Source organism: Pilosibacter sp. YYHA0881, from assembly GCF_051602715.1.
GTDB classification, from domain to species: Bacteria; Bacillota; Clostridia; order Lachnospirales; family Lachnospiraceae; genus Alitiscatomonas; species Alitiscatomonas aceti.
Map to the genome: position 1 here is coordinate 3,450,592 of NZ_CP175657.1, position 6,858 is coordinate 3,457,449.

Genomic DNA, 6,858 nt, shown 5'->3' on the forward strand with positions numbered 1-6,858 from the left:
AAGATGAGCGAAAATGTAAAAATCGAAAACAAGAAGACCGGGGGGAAGGACCTGACCGCAGAGATCAAGAACCTGGTGGTGGAATTCCGCACGGACTACGGAGTGGTGCAGGCATTAAACGGCCTGGACCTTGAGATCGGGAGAGGAAAGACCCTGGGCCTGGTAGGAGAGACGGGAGCCGGAAAGACGACGACGGGCCTGTCCCTGTTACGGCTGATCCCGGACCCGCCGGGAGTGATCGTGGACGGAAGCATCAAGCTGGACGGCCAGGACATCCTTTCCATGAGTGAAAAAGAGATGCAGGACATCCGGGGAAAGAAAGTAGCCATGATCTTCCAGGATCCCATGACCTCCTTAGACCCGGTCATGACGGTAGAGGAGCAGATCGCAGAGGTCATCAAGCTCCATGAAAAAGACGTGGACCCGATGCAGAAGGCCAGGGAGATGCTGGAGTTAGTAGGGATCCCCGGAAGCCGCGGAGGCGAGTACCCGCACCAGTTCTCCGGCGGAATGAAGCAGCGGGTGGTCATCGCCATGGCGCTTGCGTGCAACCCGGAGCTTCTGATCGCGGACGAGCCGACGACGGCCCTGGACGTGACGATCCAGGCGCAGGTGCTGGAGATGATGAAGGGCCTGCGTGACAAATACAACACCTCGATGTTAATGATCACCCATGACCTGGGGATCGTGGCCGAGATCTGTGACGAGGTATCGGTGGTATACGCAGGGCGTGTCATCGAGCACGGGACCCTGGAGGATATCTTCAAGAATACCCGCCACCCGTATACAGAGGGCCTGTTCAACTCCCTGCCGAACCTTGAGAACCGGCAGGCAGAGTTAAAGCCCATCAAGGGCCTGATGCCGGATCCCAGCAACCTGCCGAAGGGATGCGCGTTCTGCCCGAGATGCGAGTATGCGATGGAGATCTGCAAGACGCAGAAGCCGCCGAGGACGTACCGGAACGATACCCACTATGTGGAGTGCCACCTGTACAATAAAGACAACATCCATGAAGGGAAGGTGAACATTCGATGAGCCAGCCGCTGCTTGAAGTAAAAAATCTCAGAAAGTATTTCAAAACCCCGAAGGGGATGCTGCACGCCGTGGATGATGTCACCTTTACGATCGAAAAAGGAAAGACGTTGGGCGTGGTAGGCGAGTCCGGCTGCGGAAAGTCCACCACAGGCCGTGCGATCCTGCGTCTGATCGAGCCGACGGCCGGCGAGGTGCTGTTCGAGGGCCAGGATGTGGTGAAGCTGTCTGCGGAGGAGATGCGAAAGAAACGTACAGACATGCAGATCATCTTCCAGGACCCGTTCTCCAGCTTAAACCCGCGTAAGACCATCAGCCAGATCATCGCGGATCCGTTAAAGATCAACAAGATCATCACGGACAAGAACGAGCAGATGGACCGTGTGCGTGAGTTGATGGAGACGGTAGGCCTTGCAGACCGTCTGATCAACACATACCCCCACGAGCTGGACGGAGGCCGCCGCCAGAGGATCGGGATCGCGAGGGCACTGGCGTTAAACCCGAAGTTCATCGTGTGTGACGAGCCGGTATCCGCCCTGGACGTATCGATCCAGGCGCAGATCCTGAACCTGATGAAGCAGCTGCAGAACAAGATGGGTCTGACCTACATGTTCATCACCCATGACCTGTCCGTGGTAAACCATTTCTCGGACGACATCGCGGTTATGTATCTTGGAAAGCTGATCGAGAAGGCGCCGTCAGAGGAGCTGTTTGCCCACCCGACGCACCCGTATACCCAGGCGCTGTTATCAGCGATCCCGATCCCGTCCCTGGACAACCGGAGGGAGAGGATCCTGTTAAAGGGAGAGATTACCTCGCCCATCGAGCCGCCGAAGGCATGCCGTTTTGCGAACCGGTGTCCGTATGCGACGGACCGCTGCCGCTCGGAGGAGCCGCAGCTGAAGGAAATCAGCCCGGGCCACTTCGTGTCCTGCTTCCTTACCGACTAGGCTTTATAAGGCCGGAACTCTTTTATGGGAGTTCCGGTCTTTTTTGCATTATATCTTTTTGGTACTGGATGTGGGAAAATATGGATGAAAGAAGAGGCATAAGGCGTTTGTGGGAAAAGGAGAGAAAAGGGATATGGTGGTCCAGAGTATCCTTGCAGGGCTGGATGCAGGGAACAGGAAAAGGAAATTGTAAGGTTGTGTATTTTGTTGAAAAAACAGGAAAAAAAAGGGAATGGTTCGTGGGAAATTTTCTATGTGGAGTTGGGGGAAATGTCCGGATCCAGGGAAAGAATCATGAAATATAGATAAAATTAATGAATACACCCATAATTTATGCTTGATTTCTATAATAAATTGTGATAAAATGGCAAAAGTTGCCCAAAACATTTGTGCAAAATAGATAATATGCCCATATGGGGTATGGACAAAGTATTTTTTATTTCGTGCATTTGACCATAGGTCATGCAAATATAATTATGAGGTGAGAGAGAATGACGAAAAAACTTATGCGCGGTTTAGTGCCGGTAATGGTTCTTTCTGCTGCTGTTGCCCTGTTCACAGGCTGCGGCTCCAAGGACTCCGGTGCAGATTCAAAACCGGCAGGCGACTCCAAAGAGACCACAGCTGAGGCTGGCAAGGATTCTGGATCCAAGGGAACTTCTTCCAAGGATACTCTGATCATTGCAACTGCCAATGAAACACCCAGTGTTACCACGAATCTGCACAATGCGACGGCTGGTGACTATATCAACCAGATGACCCATGAAGGCCTGTTCTATTCCAGCGCGGACTTAACACCGCAGCCGGCTTTAGCAGAATCCTATGAGATCGTAAGCGATACCGAGTGGGTATTCAAGCTGAGACAGGGCGTGAAATTCCACAATGGCCAGGAAGTGAAGGCCGCCGACGTAAAAGCTTCCCTGGAACTTTGTAAGGAATCCCCGCAGGTTTCCCAGTACGGCGACGCAGTGGAATCCGTTGAAGTGATCGACGACTATACAGTTAAGATCACAACCAACGGCCCGCACTCCGGTCTTCTTACAGATCTGAGCCACCACGGCAACGCCATCCTTCCGGCAGACCTGATCGCCAGCGGACATGACTTCAACAAAGAGCCCATCGGCACCGGCCCATACAAATTTGTTGCATGGAACAAGGGTGAGAGCATTGAGCTGGAAGCCAATGAGGATTACTGGGGAGAGGTTCCGGCCATCAAGCACGTGATCTGGAAGATCATTCCGGAGGGCTCCTCCCGTACCATGGCCCTTGAGGCCGGCGAAGTGGACATGATCATCGAGGTTGAGTCCACAGACCTTTCCCGTTTACAGGACAACCCGGATATCGTTACAGTCAACGATCCGGGTACAGGCCATAACTGGATGATGGTAAATAATGAGAAGGCTCCCTTCGATAACGTGGATTTCCGCCGCGCCATTGACGCTGCTATTGATAAGAACGCAGTGGTACAGGTTGCCTTAAACGGACAGGGTTCCGTATCTGACAGCATGCTTCCGGAGTGCTTCCCGGGCGTTGTGACTGACGGAGCTCCCACCTATGACCCGGAGAAGGCAAAAGAGTACCTGGCAGCATCCGGCTTAAATCCGGCAGACTGCGGCTTCGCTCTGATCTGCTCTGACGATACAAAGCTCCGTGCCGGACAGGTGATCCAGTCCTCCTTAAAGGAAAACCTGGGCATTGATATCACTCTGGAGTCCATGGACCTTGCTACATACCTGGATAAGACATCTGCAGGCGATTACCAGGCTGCCATCGGCGGATATACCTCCAGCGATGTTCTGGCACACTCCATGGGTGTTTACCATTCCAAATCCATCGGCGGTTCCAACAAGACCCGTCTGAACGATCCGGAGATCGATGCTCTCATCGATAAGGTGAAAGCTACGCTGGATCCGGAAGAAAACCTGAAGGTTGTTACCGAGCTGAGCAAGGCTCTGAACGATACCTGCACACAGGTTCCGATCTACTTAAAGAACAACGTACGCGCATATGCAAAGGGACTTGAAGGCTTTAAGATGAGCCCGAGCGGCGGTATGTACATCAGTGAGCTGAGCTGGAGCGAATAATCCAGACGCACAGCTCTCAGATGAATCTTTAAAAGAGGCTGGGGACCTGGCCTTGAAAGGCCGGTCCCTGTTTTGATTAAAATTTATGTAGAGGGGAGAGGATCGCACCATATGATCAAGTTTATAATCAAACGTCTTCTGGCACTGATCCCGGTACTGGTCGGAGTATCACTGCTCGTATTCTTTATCCTTGATTTGGCTCCTGGTGATCCTGCCAAGGCTGCTCTGGGTGAGCAGGCACGTCCCGAAGATATCGAGGCGTTCCGGGAGGAAATGGGCTTAAATGACCCGTTCATTGTCCGTTACGTAAACTACATGCTGGGCCTCTGTCAGGGAGACCTGGGAACCTCCTATAAGACCCGTGATCCGGTAGGAGAAGAGGTATGGGCCCGTCTGCCAAATACGGCGATGTTAGCGCTTACCTCCACTGTGGTAGCCATCTTACTGGCACTTCCGTTAGGAATCATCGCGGCCATCAAGCAGAACACGCTGTTCGATGGCATCAGCATGTTCATATCCCTCCTGGGTATCTCAATGCCCGTATTCTGGATGGGCCTCCTGCTGATCCTGTTCTTCTCTGTAAAGCTGGGCTGGTTCCCGGTATCCGGAGCAGACCAGGGGATCAAGAGCCTTGTGCTGCCGTCCATCGCGTTAGGCTTCATGCACATGGCATCCATCGCCCGTACCACCAGAAGCTCCATGCTTGAGACGATCCGCCAGGACTACATCCGTACTGTGCGTGCAAAAGGCCTTCCGGAGAAGGAGGTCATCACCCGCCATGCCTTAAGGAATGCGCTGATCCCGACGACAACGGTCATCGGCCTCCAGATCGGAGGAATGTTAGGCGGTTCCGTACTGACCGAGAGCGTGTTCGCATGGCCGGGGATCGGCCGTTACATGATCCAGTCCATCCAGGGCCGTGACATCCCGTCGGTCATGGGCTGCATCATCATCTTTGCACTCAGCTTCGCGGTGATCAACCTGATCGTAGACCTGATCTACGGCTTCATCGATCCGCGAATCAAAGCACAGTATAAGTAAGGAGGGGAAGACAGTAATGAGCAATGCTTCTGCAAAAAATGTAAATGCACCTGCTGACATCAAGAAGAAGAGTCAGTTCGTAGAAGTCTGGAAGCGTCTCTGCCGGAACAAGACGGCAGTCCTCGGACTCGTGATCGTTGCACTGCTGACGCTGATGGCGATCCTTTCTCCGATCCTGATCGACTATGAAACGCAGGTGATCAAGACCAATTACAGTGAGGCCCTCCAGGCGCCCAGTGCAAACCACTGGTTCGGAACGGACGAGATGGGCCGTGACATCCTACTGCGTGTCATGTACGGTTCCACCGTTTCCCTTTCCATCGGAGTGGTGACCGTGGCAGTTTCCCTGACCGTGGGCCTGATCCTGGGAGCGGCAGCCGGATACTTCGGAGGAAAGACGGACATGATCATCATGCGTATCATGGACATCTTCCTTGCGATCCCCGGAACGCTGCTTGCGATCTGTATCGTGGCATCCCTTGGAAACTCCATCCCGAACCTTGTCATCGCGCAGGCGGTATCCTCGATCCCGACGTTCTCCCGTGTCGTGCGCGGAGCGGTCATCACAGCCCGTGACGCCGACTACGTGGAGGCAGCAAGGGCCATCGGGGCGAAGGATGCGACGATCATCTTCCATGAGGTGCTGCCCAACAGCCTTGCGCCGATCATCGTGCAGACGACCTTACAGGTGGCATCGGTGATCCTTTCCATCGCAGGCCTTTCCTTCATCGGACTGGGAATCCCGGCGCCGAGACCGGAGTGGGGCGCAATGCTCTCCGGAGCCCGTGCCTACATCCGTGACTACAGCTACATGTGCCTGTTCCCGGGCCTTGCAATCATGACCACGATCCTCTCACTCAACCTTCTGGGTGACGGACTTCGTGATGCACTTGATCCGAGACTGCGTTAAGGGGGTAGCAAGATGAGCGAAAATGTAAAAATCGAAAACAAGAAGACCGGGGGGAAGGACCTGACCGCAGAGATCAAGAACCTGGTGGTGGAATTCCGCACGGACTACGGAGTGGTGCAGGCATTAAACGGCCTGGACCTTGAGATCGGGAGAGGAAAGACCCTGGGCCTGGTAGGAGAGACGGGAGCCGGAAAGACGACGACGGGCCTGTCCCTGTTACGGCTGATCCCGGACCCGCCGGGAGTGATCGTGGACGGAAGCATCAAGCTGGACGGCCAGGACATCCTTTCCATGAGTGAAAAAGAGATGCAGGACATCCGGGGAAAGAAAGTAGCCATGATCTTCCAGGATCCCATGACCTCCTTAGACCCGGTCATGACGGTAGAGGAGCAGATCGCAGAGGTCATCAAGCTCCATGAAAAAGACGTGGACCCGATGCAGAAGGCCAGGGAGATGCTGGAGTTAGTAGGGATCCCCGGAAGCCGCGGAGGCGAGTACCCGCACCAGTTCTCCGGCGGAATGAAGCAGCGGGTGGTCATCGCCATGGCGCTTGCGTGCAACCCGGAGCTTCTGATCGCGGACGAGCCGACGACGGCCCTGGACGTGACGATCCAGGCGCAGGTGCTGGAGATGATGAAGGGCCTGCGTGACAAATACAACACCTCGATGTTAATGATCACCCATGACCTGGGGATCGTGGCCGAGATCTGTGACGAGGTATCGGTGGTATACGCAGGGCGTGTCATCGAGCACGGGACCCTGGAGGATATCTTCAAGAATACCCGCCACCCGTATACAGAGGGCCTGTTCAACTCCCTGCCGAACCTTGAGAACCGGCAGG

At 54.4% G+C, this 6,858-nt stretch carries 7 protein-coding genes; all 7 read left to right on the top strand.

What is annotated here, in order from left to right; all coding sequences use genetic code 11:
- Nucleotides 1–3: 3 nt before the first annotated feature.
- Entirely contained in the window at nucleotides 4–1,035 is a 1,032-nt protein-coding gene (locus ACI6NM_RS16275) for an ABC transporter ATP-binding protein (RefSeq protein ID WP_418539453.1), read from the top strand.
- Nucleotides 1,032–1,982, top strand: a complete 951-nt coding sequence (locus tag ACI6NM_RS16280; RefSeq protein WP_022272166.1) for an ABC transporter ATP-binding protein — start codon at nucleotides 1,032–1,034, stop codon at nucleotides 1,980–1,982. The genes ACI6NM_RS16275 and ACI6NM_RS16280 overlap by 4 nt, the downstream gene beginning before the upstream one ends.
- A gap of 80 nt (nucleotides 1,983–2,062) precedes the next feature.
- Entirely contained in the window at nucleotides 2,063–2,287 is a 225-nt protein-coding gene (locus ACI6NM_RS16285; protein ID WP_262427991.1) for a hypothetical protein, read from the top strand.
- A gap of 186 nt (nucleotides 2,288–2,473) precedes the next feature.
- On the top strand, nucleotides 2,474–4,066 hold the full coding sequence (locus ACI6NM_RS16290) for an ABC transporter substrate-binding protein (RefSeq protein WP_215653851.1): 1,593 nt from the start codon (nucleotides 2,474–2,476) through the stop codon (nucleotides 4,064–4,066).
- Between the two features lie 111 nt (nucleotides 4,067–4,177).
- Nucleotides 4,178–5,107 carry a nickel ABC transporter permease gene (gene nikB, locus ACI6NM_RS16295; protein ID WP_022272169.1) on the top strand — a complete coding sequence of 310 codons (930 nt, stop codon included), beginning with the start codon at nucleotides 4,178–4,180 and terminating at the stop codon, nucleotides 5,105–5,107.
- A 16-nt stretch (nucleotides 5,108–5,123) separates the two neighbouring features.
- Nucleotides 5,124–6,017, top strand: coding sequence for an ABC transporter permease (locus ACI6NM_RS16300; protein ID WP_418539452.1), 894 nt, complete (start codon nucleotides 5,124–5,126; stop codon nucleotides 6,015–6,017).
- A gap of 12 nt (nucleotides 6,018–6,029) precedes the next feature.
- The coding region (locus tag ACI6NM_RS16305) for an ATP-binding cassette domain-containing protein (protein WP_438501011.1) at nucleotides 6,030–6,858 on the top strand (829 nt) is incomplete at its 3' end.